At 57.0% G+C, this 19,658-nt stretch carries 19 protein-coding genes; 16 read left to right on the top strand and 3 right to left on the bottom strand.

Translation table 11 applies throughout. The annotated features are described in order from the left end of the window. The first annotated feature begins 18 nt into the window (after positions 1 to 18). A complete protein-coding gene (locus ACZ5FP_RS19740) occupies positions 19 to 639 on the top strand; it encodes a 4'-phosphopantetheinyl transferase superfamily protein (protein WP_464663830.1) in 621 nt (206 codons plus the stop codon). 76 nt (positions 640 to 715) lie between these two features. On the opposite strand, the gene ACZ5FP_RS19735 is transcribed toward ACZ5FP_RS19740, so the two are convergent. After that, positions 716 to 1,798 (bottom strand): acyltransferase family protein, encoded by a 1,083-nt coding sequence (locus ACZ5FP_RS19735; protein WP_464663828.1) that lies wholly within the window; start codon positions 1,796 to 1,798, stop codon positions 716 to 718. A 467-nt stretch (positions 1,799 to 2,265) separates the two neighbouring features. Further along, entirely contained in the window at positions 2,266 to 3,075 is an 810-nt protein-coding gene (locus ACZ5FP_RS19730) for an IclR family transcriptional regulator (RefSeq protein ID WP_464663826.1), read from the bottom strand. A 173-nt stretch (positions 3,076 to 3,248) separates the two neighbouring features. On the opposite strand from ACZ5FP_RS19730, the gene ACZ5FP_RS19725 reads away from it, so the two are divergent. Genes ACZ5FP_RS19725 through ACZ5FP_RS19695 form a run of 7 tightly spaced genes read left to right on the top strand, consistent with a single transcriptional unit; the run spans position 3,249 to position 9,863 of the window. Continuing rightward, positions 3,249 to 4,322, top strand: coding sequence for an ABC transporter ATP-binding protein (locus tag ACZ5FP_RS19725; protein WP_464663825.1), 1,074 nt, complete (start codon positions 3,249 to 3,251; stop codon positions 4,320 to 4,322). Further along, on the top strand, positions 4,319 to 5,191 hold the full coding sequence (locus ACZ5FP_RS19720; protein WP_464663823.1) for an ABC transporter permease: 873 nt from the start codon (positions 4,319 to 4,321) through the stop codon (positions 5,189 to 5,191). Before ACZ5FP_RS19725 ends, ACZ5FP_RS19720 begins: the two co-directional genes overlap by 4 nt. Before the next feature lie 4 nt (positions 5,192 to 5,195). Next, a complete protein-coding gene (locus ACZ5FP_RS19715) occupies positions 5,196 to 5,990 on the top strand; it encodes an ABC transporter permease (RefSeq protein WP_464663821.1) in 795 nt (264 codons plus the stop codon). Further along, a complete protein-coding gene (locus tag ACZ5FP_RS19710; RefSeq protein ID WP_464663819.1) occupies positions 5,990 to 6,298 on the top strand; it encodes a (2Fe-2S)-binding protein in 309 nt (102 codons plus the stop codon). Before ACZ5FP_RS19715 ends, ACZ5FP_RS19710 begins: the two co-directional genes overlap by 1 nt. Further along, entirely contained in the window at positions 6,291 to 7,661 is a 1,371-nt protein-coding gene (locus tag ACZ5FP_RS19705; RefSeq protein WP_464663817.1) for an FAD/NAD(P)-dependent oxidoreductase, read from the top strand. The genes ACZ5FP_RS19710 and ACZ5FP_RS19705 overlap by 8 nt, the downstream gene beginning before the upstream one ends. Next, positions 7,658 to 8,824, top strand: coding sequence for an NAD(P)/FAD-dependent oxidoreductase (locus tag ACZ5FP_RS19700; protein WP_464663815.1), 1,167 nt, complete (start codon positions 7,658 to 7,660; stop codon positions 8,822 to 8,824). The genes ACZ5FP_RS19705 and ACZ5FP_RS19700 overlap by 4 nt, the downstream gene beginning before the upstream one ends. Further along, positions 8,808 to 9,863: an ABC transporter substrate-binding protein gene (locus tag ACZ5FP_RS19695; protein WP_464663813.1), complete on the top strand. Its 1,056-nt coding sequence runs from the start codon at positions 8,808 to 8,810 to the stop codon at positions 9,861 to 9,863. The genes ACZ5FP_RS19700 and ACZ5FP_RS19695 overlap by 17 nt, the downstream gene beginning before the upstream one ends. A 70-nt stretch (positions 9,864 to 9,933) precedes the next feature. On the opposite strand, the gene ACZ5FP_RS19690 is transcribed toward ACZ5FP_RS19695, so the two are convergent. Then, the gene (locus ACZ5FP_RS19690) at positions 9,934 to 10,857 is read right to left on the bottom strand and encodes a LysR family transcriptional regulator (RefSeq protein WP_464663811.1); all 924 of its coding nucleotides are present in this window, start codon (positions 10,855 to 10,857) and stop codon (positions 9,934 to 9,936) included. Positions 10,858 to 11,064: 207 nt separating this feature from the next. Between ACZ5FP_RS19690 and ACZ5FP_RS19685 the strand changes: the two genes are divergently transcribed. From ACZ5FP_RS19685 to ACZ5FP_RS19650, 8 genes are all read left to right on the top strand, one after another. After that, positions 11,065 to 12,354: an ABC transporter substrate-binding protein gene (locus ACZ5FP_RS19685; protein ID WP_464663810.1), complete on the top strand. Its 1,290-nt coding sequence runs from the start codon at positions 11,065 to 11,067 to the stop codon at positions 12,352 to 12,354. Positions 12,355 to 12,356: 2 nt separating this feature from the next. Beyond that, entirely contained in the window at positions 12,357 to 13,301 is a 945-nt protein-coding gene (locus ACZ5FP_RS19680; RefSeq protein ID WP_464663808.1) for a carbohydrate ABC transporter permease, read from the top strand. Between the two features lie 103 nt (positions 13,302 to 13,404). Then, the gene (locus ACZ5FP_RS19675; RefSeq protein WP_464664024.1) at positions 13,405 to 14,178 is read left to right on the top strand and encodes a carbohydrate ABC transporter permease; all 774 of its coding nucleotides are present in this window, start codon (positions 13,405 to 13,407) and stop codon (positions 14,176 to 14,178) included. Positions 14,179 to 14,181: 3 nt separating this feature from the next. Next, complete coding sequence (locus tag ACZ5FP_RS19670; protein ID WP_464663806.1) at positions 14,182 to 15,201, top strand: Gfo/Idh/MocA family protein; 1,020 nt, start codon at positions 14,182 to 14,184, stop codon at positions 15,199 to 15,201. Continuing rightward, complete coding sequence (locus tag ACZ5FP_RS19665; RefSeq protein ID WP_464663805.1) at positions 15,198 to 16,310, top strand: Gfo/Idh/MocA family protein; 1,113 nt, start codon at positions 15,198 to 15,200, stop codon at positions 16,308 to 16,310. Before ACZ5FP_RS19670 ends, ACZ5FP_RS19665 begins: the two co-directional genes overlap by 4 nt. Next, positions 16,294 to 17,376 (top strand): ABC transporter ATP-binding protein, encoded by a 1,083-nt coding sequence (locus ACZ5FP_RS19660; protein WP_464663803.1) that lies wholly within the window; start codon positions 16,294 to 16,296, stop codon positions 17,374 to 17,376. The genes ACZ5FP_RS19665 and ACZ5FP_RS19660 overlap by 17 nt, the downstream gene beginning before the upstream one ends. Before the next feature lie 82 nt (positions 17,377 to 17,458). After that, the gene (locus ACZ5FP_RS19655) at positions 17,459 to 18,367 is read left to right on the top strand and encodes a LysR family transcriptional regulator (protein ID WP_223614295.1); all 909 of its coding nucleotides are present in this window, start codon (positions 17,459 to 17,461) and stop codon (positions 18,365 to 18,367) included. 119 nt (positions 18,368 to 18,486) lie between these two features. Beyond that, the gene (locus ACZ5FP_RS19650; RefSeq protein WP_464663800.1) at positions 18,487 to 19,647 is read left to right on the top strand and encodes an ABC transporter substrate-binding protein; all 1,161 of its coding nucleotides are present in this window, start codon (positions 18,487 to 18,489) and stop codon (positions 19,645 to 19,647) included. Positions 19,648 to 19,658: the final 11 nt, after the last annotated feature.

Raw genomic sequence — 19,658 nt, 5'->3', positions numbered from 1 at the left:
TTAACCCTCCTGGAAGCCATGAATGGCATTGCTCCGGAGGGCGTCCGGGTCGGATGCCGGAGTATCCGTGACGGAGATGAGGCCTGCCTGCTGCCCCGGGAAGCGCATTCCATTCCGTCACGCCACCCGGCCAGGCGCCGGGCCAGTGGCGCGGCGCGGCGGGTCGCACGGGGATTGCTGGCGGAACATGGCTTGAACGATGTTGCGATCCTGCGCGCGTCATCCGGTGCGCCGGTATGGCCCATGGGCATGACCGGTTCTCTGGCCCATGATGAGGAAATGGCCGTAGCCGCGATTGCAACTCTTTCAGCCAAGATCGGCTCAATCGGCATCGATGTCGAACCTGCCGCAGCGCTCCCGGATGATATTTTTGCGCTCGTTGCAACCCGGGACGATGTGACAGACGCGGTGGAGCCGAGCCTTGCCGGCCGTGTCCTGTTCGCAGCCAAGGAGGCCGTCTACAAGGCTGTGTATCCGCTCGACCATGACATGCTGGACTATGACGATATCGCGGTGGATTTGAACGCAGGCCACGCGATGACCAGCACGGGACGCAGGGTGAGTCTCACATACTGCATTGCGCCAAGAGTGGTCGCCCTCGCCATTGTTCGCGGCAGTGGTCCAGTCGGATTCGCCTGACCCGCCCCACCCACGCGACCGGACGATTTAGTCGGGTGAACCGGATATCCGTTGGAATCTGACTGCAATCCCCGCGTCAAATCACCATCTCGGGGCGCAGTGGCTTGCTGCCGGCTGTCAACCATTTTGCAAAATTGATCATCCGCTTCTCCACGACCACAAATACGGCCCATGAGACCAAAATCGTAAGAAGTACACACAGACTCATAACAAGCAGATCGCTCCATTGCCCGGTCAATGGAAAAACCCGGTAGACAAGCGTGCAGACGATCCAATGGAACAGGTATATCGAATAGCTGATCTGACCAATGAACGAGAGGAACGCAAAGTTTGGTCGCGCGCTCCGGACCGCGGCAATGAAAACAACCGCCGCGAGCCCATAGGCTCCCAGCACCGGTTGCAATCCAGTGATGACAAAACCATCGTCACGCCCAAGTGAAAAATCTGATATTGCCGCTATTGAAGCAAACTGCACACAAAGCAGGCCGATCGCTGCAAGCCCGGCATATCTAACCTTTTCCATGATGGCGAGACGCAGCAGCAATCCGCAGAACAAGAATGACAGATGCAACCCGATATATTGGACGGGAATGTTTGCAGAGAAAGAAAGCCGGGCCAAAATCGGCAGAGCTGTCGACGCCACGAGGAGAAGTCCAAACGCAAACATCGCACGAAAATCAAAGAGCAATCCGGTTGCAAACAATGCAGCAGCCAGGAAATAGAACACGAGCTCGATGAACAATGTCCAGTAAATACTGGAAAGCCAGGCTTTGCCGAACAGGGTCGGCGCCATCGTCAAGTTCGCTGTGATCGTCGCAAGGCTCGGCGTGTTCCCGTCACTCCAGTACAACACTGTCAGCGCGGCAATCGCAACCCATAGCGCCGGATACAGCCGGAACAGGCGCGATATCGCAAATCTCTTGAGAGGCCGATCGCCGCGAATGCTGAATGGGACAACGAAACCACTGATCAGAAAGAATAGAACGACGCCGAACCGTCCAAGGTCGATATTGTCAATCGACTGGCCAGCGAAGCTGAACAAAGCTCCTGGTCCAGCAGCACCGCTGCGCAGCATGTCGCCGAACATATGTTGAACCAAAACGGAGAGCGCAGCGATAGCCCGCAGGCCATCGATATGTGATAGTCGGTTTAAAGACATGGTTCATCATTCAGCAGTTAGAGAAAATTGTCAGCCTAAAGCAACGAACCGTTACCCGACCCCTCAGCCAACACCGCGCATTCCCCTGAAATTTCGCGTCATGTTGTAGTCTTTGAATATTCTTGTTTCACCCTACCAGTCAGTTGTTACCTATTGCGCCGATAGTTCGGTCAAATTGTCTTAACCTGCTGTAACGAATTTGATAGTGGAGCGCTGAGCATTTGCAGCGGGCTTTTCAAGCGGTGTCAAGCGGTATTGAGCATGATAGCTTATTACGACCGGGTTCTGTTCTTGTCGCTGAAACAATAGATCAAGTTCAAATCGCAAAAGCGACCGATAAGTCTCCCGCTCCGGCGCGAGCCAAGCACATCGCCGAAATAATGCCGTGGGTTGCTCCAAAGCCCATCTCATCTCTCTTCATCGCTTTCATTGCCAACGGTCCGCTTTCAGCGAAATTGTGCGCACGCCTAACGCGAGAGCGCCTGGCTTGGATAACGCAATGTCGGATCAAAAGGATTGAGTTTCGCACTGATCGCAGCGGCTTCTGACTTCAAAAGCTCTGTCATCGTAGCGCGGCGCGCATCAGTCAAACGATCGGACAGCGTGCCGATACTGAGAGCGGCGACTGCGCAGCCCCTGTTATCAATGATAGGCACGCCGAGCCCCGCCATGCCTGCTATCATGTCAAAATTGATGTGTGCCGCCCCCAGACGCCGCACTTCCTCTATCTTGATACGCAGATCAACTTCATCAATCTGCGAGCGATCCAGAATGCGTGGCATATTGAACTGAATGATTGCGTCACGCTCCGGTTCCGGCAGAAAAGCCAGGATAGCAATACTTCCCTGGCCGATTCCAAGGGGCACCCTCCCGCCGATATCACCTGTGAAAGACCGTATTGGAAACGGCCCTTCCACGCGATCCAGGCAGACAGCGTCAAAGTTGCTGCGAACGAGAAGAAACACCGTGTCATTCAGGGTTGCCGAGAGCCGAAGGAGCGATGGCCTTGCGATCTCCAGAATACCGTCGCGGCGGCGTGCCTGAGCAGCCATTGAAAAGAACTCGAGGGACAGGCGGTATAGTTTGCTGCCTGGCAATTGCTCGACCAGGCTCTCGGCAACCAGTGATTTCAGCAAGCGGTGGGCCGATGGTTGATTCAACCCGACAGTCAGAGCCAGCTCTTTCAGCCGCATGCCTTGTGCTGGCCCGTGCGAAAGCGCCCTCATGAGGTTTACAGCCTTGTTCAGGCTCGTGCTTGTTTCGATCTGCTGTTTCATTTCCACAACCATTTTTCTGCAAACTAACATAGTAATTTTGTATTTCAGAATTTTTATTAATTTTATTCCAAAATACAAGATTCTATTTGATGAACCCTTCGGATTTGGGTCACTAATGGTGAAACTGCCACAAAGCAACCACGATGGCGGATCTGAATTCAGGGGATTGCGGCATGGGATTCTTACACCTCGAACGGGTTTCCAAACTTTACGGAGAGTTTGCTGCCGTTCGTGATTTCGATCTGGAAATCGAACAAGGCGAGTTCATTTCGCTGTTGGGGCCGTCCGGTTGCGGCAAGACAACAACGCTTCAGATGATCGCCGGACTGGTGGCGCCGACAGATGGCAGAATCGCCCTCGACGGCAGGGACATCACACGGGAAAAGCCGGCCAGACGCGGGCTTGGTGTTGTTTTCCAGAGCTATGCGCTCTTTCCGCATATGACCGTCGCGCAGAATGTCGCCTTCGGACTGGAAATGCGGAAAATTGCAAAGGCCGAGCGCGACAGACAGGTTGCGGAAATCCTTTCGCTGGTTCAGCTGACCGCCCTCGCCGATCGTTATCCGCGCGAAATGTCCGGTGGCCAGCGCCAGCGGGTGGCAATTGCCAGGGCGCTCGTGATCAAGCCCCCCGTACTGCTTCTCGATGAACCTCTCTCAAATCTTGACGCCAAACTGCGCGAAGAAATGCAATTCGAATTGCGCCGCATTCAACGCGTCGTCGGCATTACCACAATTATGGTGACCCACGATCAGGCGGAAGCCCTGTCGATCAGCGATCGCGTCGTGGTGATGGAAGGTGGCAGGATCACGCAGGTCGATCATCCCTACAGCCTGTACGAACACCCGAAGAACAACTTCATTTCCTCGTTTGTCGGCAAGTCGAATTTTCTGGCCGCCCGCGCGGTGAAAGAAACCGCTGGTGTATCGCTGCTCGTTGACAACACGGATCTGAAAATACCGGCAACGGGAAACTATCCGCGCGGCGAACTTTGCCTGTCGGTCAGGCCGGAAAAGATCCGCTTGACGGATCCCGCCGGCGGTATGCTGCGTGGATCGATATCGAGCCGTTATTTTCTCGGAAACCAGTGGCTTCTCAGTGTTGCGACGCCAGCGGGCGAAATATCCGTCTCGGTGGCCAATCTGGGCGCTCCGCCGCCATCTGAAGGAGAGGTCACGGGCCTCGCATGGAACATGGAAGAATGCCGGATACTGGCCGCTGAGCAAGAAGGCATTCTGCAATCATGACAGGCGCAGCAACCAGCCCCTCGCCGCGCCTGCCGGCACCATTCTTTCTCGCAGCACCGGCCACATTGCTGTTCATCGGGCTTATTCTCTTACCCCTCGCATTGACGGCCGTTCTGTCATTCAATGTCTATGACTACAGCAGCGGCGTGCAGAACCGGTACACAACGGCAAACTATCTGACCGTTCTCCAGGATCCCTATTACCTCGCCATATTCTGGCGGACGTTGCGTCTTGCCTTACTCACCACAGTGATCACGGTGCTCTTGGGAACACCGGAGGCCTATATTCTCACGCGCATGGGCAAGCCGTGGCGCTCGATCTTCCTGCTTGTCATCATCGGGCCGCTTTTGGTGTCCGTCGTTGTCAGGACCTTTGGCTGGAGCATGCTGCTTGGCCGCGATGGCCTCGTCAATCACGCCCTGGCCATGCTCGGCCTTGAGCCGGTACAGCTGCTTTATACGGAAACGGCCATCGTCATTGCGCTCGTTCACGTCATGCTACCCTTCATGGTCATTCCCGTGTGGACGGCTTTACAGAAGCTTGATCCGACGGTTGAAGCCGCCGCACTATCGCTGGGCGCTTCGCGGTTTACCGCCTTGCGCCGCATTGTCTTTCCACAGGCAACACTCGGCATTCTCTCCGGCAGTCTGATCGTTTTCGGACTTTCGGCCAGTGCCTTCGCCATCCCTGGCCTCCTTGGCGGTCGGCGGCTCAAAATGGCGGCAACGGTGGTCTACGATGAATATCTGATCGAACTGAACTGGCCGCTCGGAGCGGCGATTGCGATCATCGTGCTGTTGGCAAATCTTGCGATCATGCTGGCCTACAACCGCATGGTGGAGCGTCAGGCAAAGCGGAGGCTCGGATAACGCCATGCAGAAGAATGGTCTCTTTGCCCTCGCGTTTCACAGCCTGATTGTCCTCTTCGTGCTGGCACCCCTGGTTGTGGTCTGCCTCGTCGCCTTCACGCCCCAGAACACGCTTTCCCTGCCATGGGATGGCGTGTCCCTGCGGTGGTTTTCGGCGGTCTTCCATCATCCCGACTTCGTCGCCTCATTTTGGAATAGCGCGCGTCTGGCTTTATTCTCGGCAACCATCTCCACGACACTCGCCGTACCGTCAGCGCTCGCCATCACCCGGTATTCATTCAGAGGCAGGGACGCGCTCAATGCCCTGTTTCTGTCGCCGCTCATCATTCCGCATCTGGTGATCGGCGTGGCCTTCCTGCGGCTCTTCTCGTTCATCGGCGCAACCGGTTCTTTCGGCTGGCTCGTGGCTGCCCATGTGATGGTGATCATGCCCTATGCCCTCCGCCTGATATTGGCCGCCCTGAACGGCATGGACCTCAGCGCTGAAATGGCGGCGCGTACACTTGGCGCGGGTGAATGGATCGTGTTCCGGCGGATTACCTTTCCGATGCTCCTGCCCGGCATCAGCGGCGGATGGTTGCTTGCCTTCATCAATAGCTTTGACGAATTGACCATGTCGATTTTCGTGACTGCACCATCAACCATCACCCTGCCGGTGCGCATGTACATGTATGCGAGCGAGTCGATCGATCCAATGATGGCTGCCGTCTCAACCCTGATGATCGCTTTGACGGGCATCACCATGATCATACTCGACAGATTGTTCGGGCTTGATCAACTGCTGGTTGGAAAAGGCTGATGGCCGCACATCATTCCCGGTCGCAATTTCAGCGTCACTTCAGACGCGATGAAGCGCCCATCCCATTCATGATCGATGGCATTGCATATTCCGGACGGCGCGGCGACACGGTTCTCGTGGCCATCATGTCCGTAACAGACCGCCTGCGCCAGAGCGAGTTCACCAGTGAACCGCGTGCAGGGTTCTGTCTTATCGGAGCGTGTCAGGATTGCTTCGTGACCCTTGCCTGCGGAACGCGGGTGCGGGCGTGTACCACGCCTCTCGAGGCGCAGATGGCATTCATAACAAGAGAATCCGGCAATGAATGATACGTCACCCCCGGTGGTTGTCGGAGCTGGGCCTGCAGGCATCTGCGCCGCAAAAACGCTTGTCGCTGCGGGGTTGCGCCCGATCGTGATCGACGAAGGTTTCCGTGCCGGTGGTCAGATCTATCGCCGTCCCTACCTCGATGACGGCCGCAGTGCCACAGATCTTTATGGCTCGGAAGCAGCCAAGGCCACCAGACTGCACAGTGAATTCGATGCCCTGCTCCCCTCCATCGATTACCGGCCGCAGACACTGGTCTGGAATATTGCGGACAATCAGCTCCACCTCATGGTCAATGGAGATCATCAGCAGATCGGCTTTCAAAATCTGATCCTGTCGACCGGCGCCACCGACCGTGTGCTGCCTTTTCCCGGCTGGACTTTGCCGGGCGTCTATACGTTGGGCGCAGCCCAGACCGCACTGAAAGCACAGGGCTGCACCATCGGCAGAAAGGTCATCTTTCTCGGATCAGGCCCGCTTCTCTACCTTGTCGCCTGGCAATATCTGAAGGCCGGCGCCAGCGTGGCCGCTGTACTCGATACAGCTCCGTTCACCGCCAAGCTCAATCTTCTCTCCGCATTCCGGTTCGATCCGCGTCTCGTGCTCATCGGCATGTCCTATGCGGCAAGGCTCGTTCGCCGCGGCGTAAAGATTCGCTACAACGTTCGCCCAACGGGTGTGGACGGCTCTCAACATGTCGAGGGGCTGAGTTTTAAATCCGGCGCAAAGACATATTCCATAGCGTGTGACGCAGTTGCATACGGTTTCGCGCTTCGTCCCGAAACACAATTGGCAGACCTTGCGGGCTGTTCATTCCGCTTTGATGACAGGGATCGTACATGGTTGCCGGTAACGGATGAGACTGGCCGCACGAACCGCAAGGGCGTTTACCTCGCCGGTGATGGCAGCGGCATTGCCGGTGCCGATGCTGCGGAGATTTCAGGCGAACTCGCCGCCCTCGCCCTGATTAAGGATTCCGGAGCGGTGGCTGATCCCAGGCGAATGTCTGTGCTTGCGGGAGCACGCCGGCGGAAAGCCAGACTGAGGGATGTTCTAGAAAAGGCATTCCCGTTCCCGGAAAACTGGTTTGAACAGGTTCCGGGCGAGACAAAACTCTGCCGCTGTGAGGAAATCACCGTTTCCTCCGTTGTCGACACGGTGCATGGAAACAACCTTCGTGAGCTCAACCGGCTGAAAGCGCTGAGCCGCGCGGGTATGGGGCGCTGTCAGGGCCGCATGTGCAGCGCGGCTTTGGCTGAAGTTCTTTCATCCACGCAAAAGCTCACTCTAACAGAAATCGGACGCTTGCGGGCGCAGGCGCCGGTCAAGCCACTACCGCTTTCTTTGCATGAGGGCGGCGCATGACCCGGCGTCTCTCTGCAGATGTTGCTATCGTTGGCGGCGGCCTGGTCGGCAGTTCTGCCGCACTTGCACTGCGCTTGGCTGGCCTGTCGGTCATCCTCATCGACAAAGGCTTTTGCGGGGCGCAGGCAAGCGGTGTCAACTATGGTGGCGTGCGGCGTCAAGGCCGCTCCGTAGCTCAGATCCCGCTCTCACAACGCGCCCACCAGATCTGGCCGAGATTGAAGGAGTTGATCGGGATCGATGGAGAATACCAGCGTAGCGGGCATCTGAAACTCGCACGCACGCCGGAGGACTTCGCAAAGCTCGAACACTATGCCGAAACCGTAAAATCCTTTGGTCTTGATCTCGAGCTGTACACCGGCGCGATGGCAAAAGCCCGTTTTCCATGGCTGTCCGGAAACATCGCCGGCGCTTCGCTGTGTCCGGACGACGGACAGGCCAATCCCCGGCTGGTATCGCCAGCCTTCGCCAAGGCAGCACGGGATGCTGGGGTGATTGTCCTTGAACGGACCGCTGTCCATGCGGCGGTGCGCGCAAATGACGGGTTTGCCCTTCAGGCGGGCGCGGACTGTGAAATAACCTGCCGCTTCCTCATCAACAGTGCCGGGGCATGGGCCAACAAAATTGCCGCCGACTTCGCCGAGCCCGTGCCGCTCTCCCGCATATATCCCTCAATGGTCGTGACCGAGCCGCTTGCACCGCGGTTGTCCGTTAGCCTGGGAGAGGAAGGCGGCGGTTTCTACTGCCGGCAGGTGACACGCGGAAACTATATCATGGGCGGCGGGCGTGGTTACGCACTTGCCGATCCTGATTTTTCCCGTCCATCCACCACGGCCGCGCAATCCGTCATGAAACGGGCCACCACACTTTTCCCGCATCTTGCTGGCGCGCACGTGATCCGTTTCTGGTCGGGTACGGAAGGTCAACTTCCCGACAACAATCCTGTCATTGGCCCAAGCGGCACGACACCGGGCCTTTCCCATGCGTTCGGTTTTTGCGGCGCCGGTTTTCAGGTGGCACCGGCAGTTGGTGCCGTCCTGTGTGACCTCGTCACATCAGGCGAAACAGCAACGCCGATCGAGGCTTTCTCGATCGAACGCTTCAGAAACATGTCTCCACAACACAACGAGAAAAAGGGAACTCACAATGAAACAGTTGAATAATTGCCTGGTGTCCACGATCGCTCTGACAGTCGCGGGATTAGCCGCCTCGCACGCTCAGGCTGAAACGAAAACGCTCTACGTTGGAATGAATGGCGGAAATTACGAACGCACATTCACCCAGGACGTTTTTCCTGAATTCGAAAAGGCCAATGACGTCAAGATCGTCGTCGTGCCCGGAACATCCGCCGATATTCTCGCCAAGGCGACGGCGGCGAAAGATAACCCGCAGATGCATGTCATGTTCCTGGATGATGGTGTCATGGTTCGGGCGATTGGTACGGGCCTGTGCCAGAAACTACAGCCTTCACCGGTTCTTGACGACATTACGCCCGGTGCACGGCTGAAAGACGACATGGCTGTCGGCATTGACATGGGCATGACAGGCCTTGCCTACAACAAGCAGATGTTCGACCAGAATGGCTGGAGCGCACCCACATCATGGATGGATCTTGCCGATCCAAAATTCAAGGGCAAGGTGGTCTTCCAGTCGGCTTCCGTCTCGACGTTTGGTCTCCATGCGTTTCTGATGTTCAACCGTATCCAGGGCGGCGATGAGAACAATGTCGAACCGGGATTCGAGAAATTCGCGGATACGGTTGGCAAGAATGTCCTGGAGTATATCTCCAGTTCGGCAAAAATTTCGGAAATGGTCCAGACCGGCGATGCAGCGATCTTTCCGCTCACGCCGACTGCCGTCAACAATCTGAAGGAGAAGGGCATTCCGGTTGAATATGCCCAGCCAAAGGAGGGATCTGTTGTGCTGACGGTCTCCGAATGTGTGATCGCAAACAACAGCGAGCCGGAACTCAGCCAGAAACTGGCCCAATATCTTCTTTCTGCCGAGGTGCAAGCCAAGGCGCTGGACAAGGGTAACATCGTCCCTTCAAACGTCAAAACCCACGCAGGAACGGCTGGGGGCGAAGAAAAGCTGACTGCCTTTCAGACCTATATGAGCAATGCTAGGGTTGTGGATTGGGACGCAATCAACAAGAACCGGCCCGAATGGAACAATCGCTGGAACCGCAAGATCGAACGGTAATCCATGGTGGTGGAGCGCAGCACCGATCAAGGCTGCGCTCACCGCTTTGATGGACGAAGGCGCTGTACCGTCAACCCGCAGGCACCACCCGAGCGGCTGCAACTTTAATATCGTCGATCAACCGGCTGACAAACATGTCCTCCATCCGCTCGTGAAGGACATAAATTCCCACATTGAACCGCTCAAGCACATTCTCGTCTTCGATAATGACGGGATAGACGTCCCGTTGCCTGAACGTGTGCGACATCACTGCCGAGTGACAGAAGACGGCATCGGTCTCCTTGATGTAATCAAGGCAAGCCGCCAGTGAGTTGGAGGCGAACGCAAACTTGTAGGCATTGGAAGCGATGTCCGCCCGTTCCCTGACATTGTAGCCAAAGAGCCTCAGGTGCCTTGTTTCCGGAGAGTTGCTCACCACAGCCGGATATTCCTCCAATTCAGCCAGTTTTCGCGGTTTGCCGAGCAAAGGATGACCCGCCCGGACAAAATAGCCATTGTGCACCTGCGTCAGCGGGATGAAGGTCGTCCCCGTATCCCGCGCCATGCCCTTCACCTCATGGCCGATGAAGAGTGAGGTATCGCCGGAGAGCAGTTGATCCATGCAGCGCAATTGATTGCCGATGCTCACGTAAATCGGCGCATTTGGATTTTTCTGGCGATAATCGAGAATGAGATCCTTGAGAAAAAGTGACCACCAGGAATAGCCGGTGCCGATATTCAGACCCTGTTCGCGGCGTGCGCGTTGCTCCTCGATGGATGCGATCGTATTGTCGTAGAGGCGGCGCATGACGCGGGTGTTCTCGTACAACGTCTCGCCATAGCTGGTGAGGGTAATGCCGCGTGATGTGCGCACAAACAGCGGCACGCCAAGGCTATCTTCCAGCTTTTTCATGTTGAACGTCAGCGTGGGCTGGGTCACGAACAATGTGGTTGCCGCCCCGCTGATGGTGCCGGCTTCCGCAATAGCAAGAAACTGCTGGAGTACCTTGTCCATGACATTTGCTCCCCTACAAAGACTGGCAGATGGCTGCCGGTTCGTTTGCTTCCGGCGTCAACACGGCGATGACTCTACTTCACGATATAGATTTTATCTATAATACGATGCTCATTTCGTATTTTTCCATAGTCTGGTGAACTGTTACAGTTGCATGCCGTCATCCGGTGAGGAGACCGATGCCGGCTCGTTTCAGTGGGAGGCACTATGAACGGACAAATCGACAGGCGTCATTTTCTCAAGGCGACAAGCGCATTGCTGGCAATGGGAGCCATGGGAAGCCGGATGGCCTTTGCAGAAGGCAGCAATCTGCGTCTCATTTTCTGGGGAAGTCAGACGCGAGCCCAAGTCACCAACGCAGCCGCCGACCTTTACGGGAAGAGAGAGGGGGGCAGCATTCAAAGCGAGTTCCTGTCATGGAACGACTACTGGCCAAAACTGGCCACGCAAACCGCCGGCGGCAACGCGCCGGATGTGCTGCAGATGGATTACCGCTACATCGTCGAGTACGCCTTGCGTCAAGCGATTGCACCGCTTGACGAGTTCATCGGCAACGCACTCAATCTCGGTCAATTCGACAAGGATCAGCTTGCGGGCGGCTCGGTCGGCGGAAAACTGTATGGCATCAGTCTGGGTGCCAATTCATGCGCCACAATGATCAATACGGATGCTTTCAAGGAAGCAGGCATTGCAGTCCCGACAAACACCCTCACCTATGACAGTCTTCGCGACATTGGTGCGGCGTTCAAGAAAGCCAATATACGCGGCGGTATCAGGGCGATTGCGGATACATCCGGACTGGAACCAGTTCTCGAGAATTGGCTGCGGCAGCGTGGCAAGGCGCTCTACACGGCAGACGGTAAACTTGCATTCGATGCCGACGATATCGTTCAGTGGTTCAAACTGTGGACCGACCTGCGCGCGGCCGGAATCTGCGTGACCGCGGAAGACCAGGCGCTCGACACGGGCTCGCTCGAGACCTCGATGCTTGTGACCGGCAAGGCTGCGATGTTCCCTGCAAATTCCAACCAGCTTGTCGCCCTGCAGGCGCTCGTCAAAGACAAGCTCGCACTGTGCGGTTATCCGCGCGTCGCGGCAACCACGGGCGGCGGCCACTACCGGAAGCCCGCCATGCTGTTCTCCGTCGCCGGGTCATCCAAGCAAAAGGCGGCAGCGGCCAAGTTCATCAGCTTTTTCGTCAGCGACCCCGATGCCGCCAAGCTGCTCGGTACGGAGCGTGGCATCCCCTGTTCGGCTGCCGCGCGCGAGGCCATTGCAGCAACCCTCAACGAAAACAGCCGGATGGCACTCGACTTCGTCACCAATCTCGGCGACCTGCTTGGGCCAATTCCTCCGTCACCGCCCAAAGCTGCCGGGGAGATCGAACTCTCTGTCCTCAGAACCCTTAGCCAGGAAGTCGCATTCGGAACCAAGACACCCGAAAATGCCGGACCTGAATTTGTTGCACTTGCCAATGATCTGCTGAGCAGGGGCTGATCATGGATATCACCGCCTCTAATCCAGCTGCCCGCACAAACCGGCGGGCAGCGACAGGAGAGCTATCACGCGGTTTTGGCTCCAGGGAACGCTACGGTTATCTGTTCCTGGCTCCCTGGTTCATCGGTTTCTTCGGCTTGTCGGTCGGGCCGATGATCTGGTCCTTCTATCTGTCATTCACAAACTTCGACCTGTTGACCGATCCCAAATGGGTCGGCGCCAGCAATTATATCCGCATGTTCACGACCGATCCGAAATTCATGACGTCCATGCGTGTCACGCTGTTCTTCGTTGTCCTGTCCGTGCCCTTGAAACTGATCGCGGCTTTGACCGTCGCCCTGCTGCTCAACCGCGGCATGAAGGGCCTGCCGATCTACCGCGCCCTGTTCTACCTGCCGTCGCTTTTGGGAGCCAGCGTGGCAATCGCCATACTGTGGCGGCAGATTTTTGCGGGGAACGGGCTGGTCAACAAGTTTCTGGCGCTGTTCGGAATCGCCGGGCCAAGCTGGATATCCAATCCCTCCTATTCGCTCTGGACGCTTATCATCCTGTCGGTTTGGCAGTTTGGCTCACCGATGATCATTTTTCTCGCCGGCCTGCGGCAAATTCCTGCGGATGTGTATGAGGCTGCCAGCCTTGATGGTGCCGGACGCTGGCGGCAGTTCATCAAGATCACCCTGCCCCTGTTGTCTCCGGTGGTTTTCTTCAACGCAATCATTCAGACCATAGAAGCATTCAAGAACTTTACTCCGGCCTTCATTATCTCCGGCGGCACCGGCAATCCGATCAACTCGACCCTGTTCTATACGCTTTACCTCTATCAGGAGGCGTTCGGCTTCTTCCGCATGGGCTATGCCTCGGCGCTTGCCTGGGTTCTTCTTGCGCTCGTGGCGATCTTCACCGCCTTTGCCTTCCTCACAGCGAAGCATTGGGTGCACTATGACTGACATCGCAAAACAACCGGCTGTATCGGCAGAGACGTCACAGAACGCCCGAAAATATCTGGCATTGGGCGCAACGCATATCGTCCTGATCATCGCCTGCGTCGTGATGCTCTATCCGCTGTTGTGGATGCTGTCGGCCTCCTGCCGTCCGGAAGAGGAGATTTTCACATCGGTCAGCATCTGGCCGTCATCCTGTCATTTTGATGCCTATGTCCGCGGATGGAACGGACTGAAGGTCGGTTTCGAGACCTTCTTCAAGAACTCGCTCGTCATTGCGCTCTTGTCGGTGATAGGCAATGTGCTCAGTTGCTCCATGGCGGCTTATGCCTTTGCCCGGTTGGAATTCCGGGGGCGCAGTTTCTGGTTCGCCCTCATGCTGATGACGATGATGCTGCCCTATCAGGTCACGCTCATCCCGCAATATGTGCTGTTCCGGCACCTCGACTGGGTGAATACCATCCTGCCGCTGGTTGTCCCGAAGTTTCTCGCGGCCGACGCATTCTTCATCTTCCTGATGGTGCAGTTCTTCCGCGGGCTGCCGAAGGAGTTGGACGAGGCCGCCATGATGGATGGCTGTTCGCCCTGGCGGATTTACTGGAAGATTATCCTGCCGCTTTCAACGCCGGTGCTGGCAACCGCGGCAATCTTCACCTTCATCTGGACCTGGGACGACTTCGTCGGCCCCCTGATCTACCTCAGTGATATGCGGCAATACACCGTGATGCTGGGACTTCGCACCTTCACGGACTCAACCGGCGTTTCCGACTACGGCAGCCTCTTTGCGATGTCGGTTCTGTCCCTTGTGCCGATCTTCGCCTTTTTCCTCTTCTTCCAGCGCCTTCTGATCGAAGGCATAGCAACCACAGGAATGAAACGATAAGCCATGTCCCATCTGAATTTTGCAGCCATTGGCATCAATCACAGCCATATCTATGGACAGGTCGAGTGCCTGAAACGAGCAGGCGCACGGCTCGTCTCCTTCCATGCACAGGAAGACGATCTTGCCGCCGCATTTTCCGGCAAATTTCCGGAAGCCATACGCGTTGCCGATCCGCGCGCGATTTTCGACGACCCGTCCATCCAGATCATAACGACAGCCGCAATTCCCGCCGAGCGCGCTGCAATATCGATTACCGCCATGCAGCACGGCAAGGATGTCCTGTCTGACAAGCCGGGAATGACAAGCTTTGAACAGCTGTCGGACATTCGCGCGGTCCAGAAGGCGACCGGGCGAATATACAGCGTCCTGTATTCCGAGCATTTTGAGGTGCCGGCCACGGTCAAGGCGGGCAGCCTTGTCGCTCAAGGAGCGATTGGCGAGGTTATCAACACCGTCGGTCTCGGGCCCCACGCCATCCGCAACAACCACCGGCCTGACTGGTTCTTTGACAGAGCACAATACGGTGGAATTCTCTGCGATATCGCCAGCCACCAGTTTGAACAGTTTCTGTTCTTTTCCAATGCGATCGACGGGGAAATCATTTCCGCCACCGTTGCCAACCGGGCCAATGCCGGTCGGCCCGGCCTGCAGGACATCGGCGATGTCCACATGAAGACAGAACGCACATCCGGCTATGTCCGCGTTGACTGGTTCACGCCGCAGGGACTTCCCACCTGGGGCGACGGCCGCCTGACCATCCTCGGCACGGAAGGATATATCGAGCTTCGCAAATATATCGACATCAATGGACGTCCTGGAACAGACCACCTTTTCCTGGTCAATGCGGATGGTATCCAGCACCTGGACTGTACGGCCGTCGACCTGCCTTTTGGGCGGCAATTCCTTGACGACGTGCGCAACCGGACCGAAACGGCCATGCCGCAGGAACGCTGCTTCAACGCTATGAAACTTGCCTTGACCGCTCAGCAACTGGCCGAGCGCGCTACGGAGTGGAATCAATGACACGCCTCAGAACAGTCGCCGTCGTCGGATGCGGTATCGGCAGAAGCCACATTGTCGAGGGCTATGTCCCCAATGCCGACAAATTCAGGCTCCTCGCCATCTGCGACATCGACGAGAAAAAAATGCACGCGCTTGCGGATGAATTCGCCGTCGAGCGCCGGATCGCTGATTTCGACGACCTGCTGGCCATGGACGATCTGGATATCATCGATATCTGCACGCCGCCGAAACTGCATTTCCCCATGGTCATGAAGGCGCTGAAGGCAGGAAAGCACGTTATCTGCGAGAAGCCACTCGTCGGGTCGCTATCCGAGGTGGATCAGGTTATCGCCCAGGAGAAATTGTCCAAGGGCCGCCTGATGCCGGTGTTCCAATACCGCTTTGGTGACGGGATCGAGCAGGCAAAGGCCATTATCGACGCCGGTATCGCCGGAAAACCCTTTATCGGTTCCGTCGAAACATTCTGGACGCGCGGACCGGACTACTACGAGGTGCCATGGCGCGGCAAATGGGCAACGGAACTCGGCGGTGTGTTGATGACACACGCCATTCACCAGCACGATCTGTTCAATTATCTGATGGGGGATATCAAACGTCTGTTTGGCCGGGTCGCCACCAGAGTCAACAAGATCGAGGTGGAAGACTGCGTCACCGCCTCGATCGAACTGACCAACGGCGCGCTTGCCAGCTTCACCGCCACCCTGGGCTCTGCCGATGAAATCACCCGTATCCGTCTCACCTTCGAGCACGTGACGTTCGAAAGCGACCACGAGGCCTATAACCCCGGCGCAAAACCCTGGGTTATCCTGCCACGGGATCAGGCAACGAAGGACAAGATCGACGTCCTGCTCAAAGACTGGAAACATGTTCCGTCGCGCTTCCAGACGCAAATGGCACGGTTCTTCGATGCGCTTGAAAATGATAGCGCGCTTCCGGTGACAAGCGCCGATTCACGCAGGGCACTCGAACTGGTCACCGCATTCTACTATTCATCACTGACGCACCAGGATGTGGAGTTGCCAATTCCGAACGACCACCCGAACTATGAAAGCTGGGTCCCCGCCGCATTCCGTCAGACTGATGAGGTCCCGCATGGCAACCGCAGTTGAGCTTCAGAATGTTGTAAAGAGCTACGGTAATCTTCAGGTCATCCACGGCGTCAACCTGACGATCGATCCCGGCGAATTCACCGTCTTCGTCGGTCCGTCCGGTTGCGGCAAGTCGACATTGCTGCGGATGATTGCAGGTCTTGAAGCCATCAGCGACGGGGACCTGCTGATTGATGGCGAGCGCATGAATGCTGTCACGCCGTCAGAGCGGGGAATTGCGATGGTTTTTCAGTCATACGCGCTTTACCCCCATATGAGCGTCTACAAGAACCTTGCTTTTGGTCTCGAAACCGCGCGGCTGCCGCGGGCTGAAATAGCAAAACGGGTTCAGCGGGCCGCTGAGATTCTGCAAATTGAACCGCTGTTGAACCGCAAGCCGAAGCAGCTCTCCGGCGGGCAGCGTCAGCGTGTTGCCATTGGCCGCGCCATTGTGCGCGAACCGAAAATCTTCCTGTTCGACGAACCTCTCTCAAACCTGGACGCGGAACTGCGGGTTCAGATGCGCGTGGAGATCGCCAAACTCCAGCAGCGACTGGGTAACACGACGATCTACGTCACGCATGACCAGGTCGAGGCGATGACCATGGCGGACAAGATCGTTGTCTTGCGCGATGGCAGGATCGAACAGGTCGGTGCGCCCCTTGATCTATACAATCATCCGCGCAACCTGTTTGTCGCCGGCTTCATCGGCTCGCCGAAAATGAACTTCCTGCAGATCTCCACCGCGGAGATCAAGGCCGATGCTGACGCAACTGCATCAGCAGCGGGCGGGCGGGCGGACATCCCCATGACATTGGGTATCCGCCCTGAACATATCACCATCGACCCCAATACCGGTACCTCCCTCGGTCCGTTGAAAGTCGTGCTGGTCGAGAGCCTGGGCGGTCAAACCGTGGTCTACGCGACCGCGGCGAATGGACAAACGATTACGGTTGTTCTCGATGGACAGGTGGCGGTTGGAGAAACGCTGGAGGCCTTTTTTGATCCGGCCAAGGCCCATCTTTTTGCGGCCGATGGCAATGTGGTGGCGGGCGCCCGACTGCCACACATCATAAAGCTCGTTTGACAGAAACGGGCGGTCTGGCACGGATGGGCCGTCCCGCGTCAGACCGCTTGCCATGCTCTGCTTTGCCGGTATTAATCCGTGCATGGCATTCACACTCCGGCAGTTGCAATATTTCGTCGCCGTCGCGGAACAGGGCTCGATCACCCGCGCCGCGCAGAACCTGTCGATTTCGCAGTCGTCCATCACCGAAGCCATCAAGGAGCTTGAAACCGATCTGGGCGTCGAGCTGTTCGAACGCCACCCACGCGGCTTGCACATCACCTATAACGGCCATCAGTTCCTGCGCCATGCCACCAAGATACTGGCCGACGTTTCCGATGCACGCCGCTCCTTCTCCGAGGACAGGCCGACCGATGCCGGCAAGCTGCAATTGGGTGTCACCTCGCTCGTCGCCGGTTATGTCCTGTCCGATCTGCTCGCCCGCTATCGCCGTGCGTGCCCAGGAGTGGAAGTCAGCGCCATCGAGGATAATGGCTCTTATCTCGAACACCTGCTGATCGGCGGCGAGCTGGATGTCGCCGTCATGGTCATTTCCAACCTGCGCGACCGCATGGCCCTGCAGGCGGAAATCATCGAGACCTCGCCCTACCGGCTGTGGCTGCCGCTTGGCCATCCCCTGGTCAGTGCCGATATCATTTCCATCAATGATATCGCCAAGGAACCACTGATCATGCTGACGGTCGACGAAATCGAGGAGAACACCGGCAAGCTGCTGACAGCATTGGGCGCCCGCCCACATGTCGCTTTCCGTACCCGATCCGTCGAAGCGGTCCGCAGCCTCGTGGCGACTGGCGCAGGCATCGCGCTATTGCCTGATCTGGTCTACCGCCCCTGGTCACTGGAAGGCGACCGCATCGAAAGCCGTGACGTTTCCGGCGCGCTCCCGGTGGTGCAGGTAGGCATGGTCTGGCGCAAGGGATCCAGCCTGCCGCAGGCGGCGCGTGATTTTGTCGGCATCGCCGAAGCGCTGCGCAGCGGTCGTACGCGATGATATCGGAAAAACCGATAGCGCCCTTCTGATTAATGAATTTGCGAAAGCGGCAAAAGAGAGGCACTTTTTCTCCCGGGAACACACGCCGCAAAGGCGGCACCACAATCGGGAGACTCAAGATGAAGCAGTTTCTGAAATCCTGCACGGCGCTGACCCTTTCGCTTGCCTTCTGCACGCAGGTCATGGCTCAGGAGGCCTTGAAGCAATTGGGCAAGGGCGAAGGCGAACTTTCCATCGTTGCCTGGGCCGGCTATATCGAGCGCGGCGACACCGACAAGGCCTATGACTGGGTTACCGGCTTCGAAAAGGAAACCGGCTGCAAGGTCAGCGTCAAGACGGCCGCCACATCGGACGAGATGGTGGCGCTGATGAACGAAGGCGGCTTCGATCTCGTAACCGCCTCCGGTGATGCCTCGCTGCGCCTCGTGGCCGGCAAACGCGTCCAGCCCATCAACACTGATCTTATCCCGAGCTGGAAGACAATCGACAAACGCCTGCAGGATGCTCCTTGGTACACGGTCAAGGGCGTGCATTATGGCGTGCCCTATGTCTGGGGTCCGAACGTCCTGATGTACAATACCGAGGTCTTCAAAGGTAAACCGCCAAAGAGCTGGAACGTTGTCTTCGAGGAAATGACCCTGCCGGACGGCAAGTCCAACAAGGGCCGCGTGCAGGCCTATGACGGTCCGATCCATATAGCCGACGCCGCCAACTATCTGATGTTCCATAAGCCGGAACTTGGCATCAAAAGCCCCTATGAGTTGAACGAAGACCAGTACAAGGCAGCCCTTGAGCTGTTGCGCGGGCAACGCAAACTCGCCGGCCGTTACTGGCACGATGCAATGATCCAGGTCGATGACTTCAAGAATGAAGGCGTTGTCGCTTCCGGTTCGTGGCCTTTTCAGGTCAATTTGCTGAAGTCGGAAAAGCAACCCGTTGCTTCGAATTTCCCGGAAGAAGGCACGACCGGCTGGGCTGATACGACCATGCTGCATGCGGAAAGCACGCATCCGAACTGCGCCTATATGTGGATGGAACACAGCCTTTCCGCAAAGGTGCAAGGCGATGTTTCCGCGTGGTTCGGCGCCAACCCATCCGTCGGCGCAGCCTGCAAAGGCAATGAACTCCTCACGGACGAAGGCTGCGCGACCAACGGCTACAATGATTTTGACAAGATCAAATTCTGGAGGACGCCGGTTGCCAAGTGCGAAAGCCAGAGTGAATGCGTGCCGTATCACCGCTGGGTGTCCGATTACATCGGTGTCATTGGCGGCCGCTGATCCCCGGTATC

It is taken from the genome of Phyllobacterium sp. T2-21, from assembly GCF_055378485.1.
This window is presented reverse-complemented; position numbering and strand designations above follow the sequence as displayed.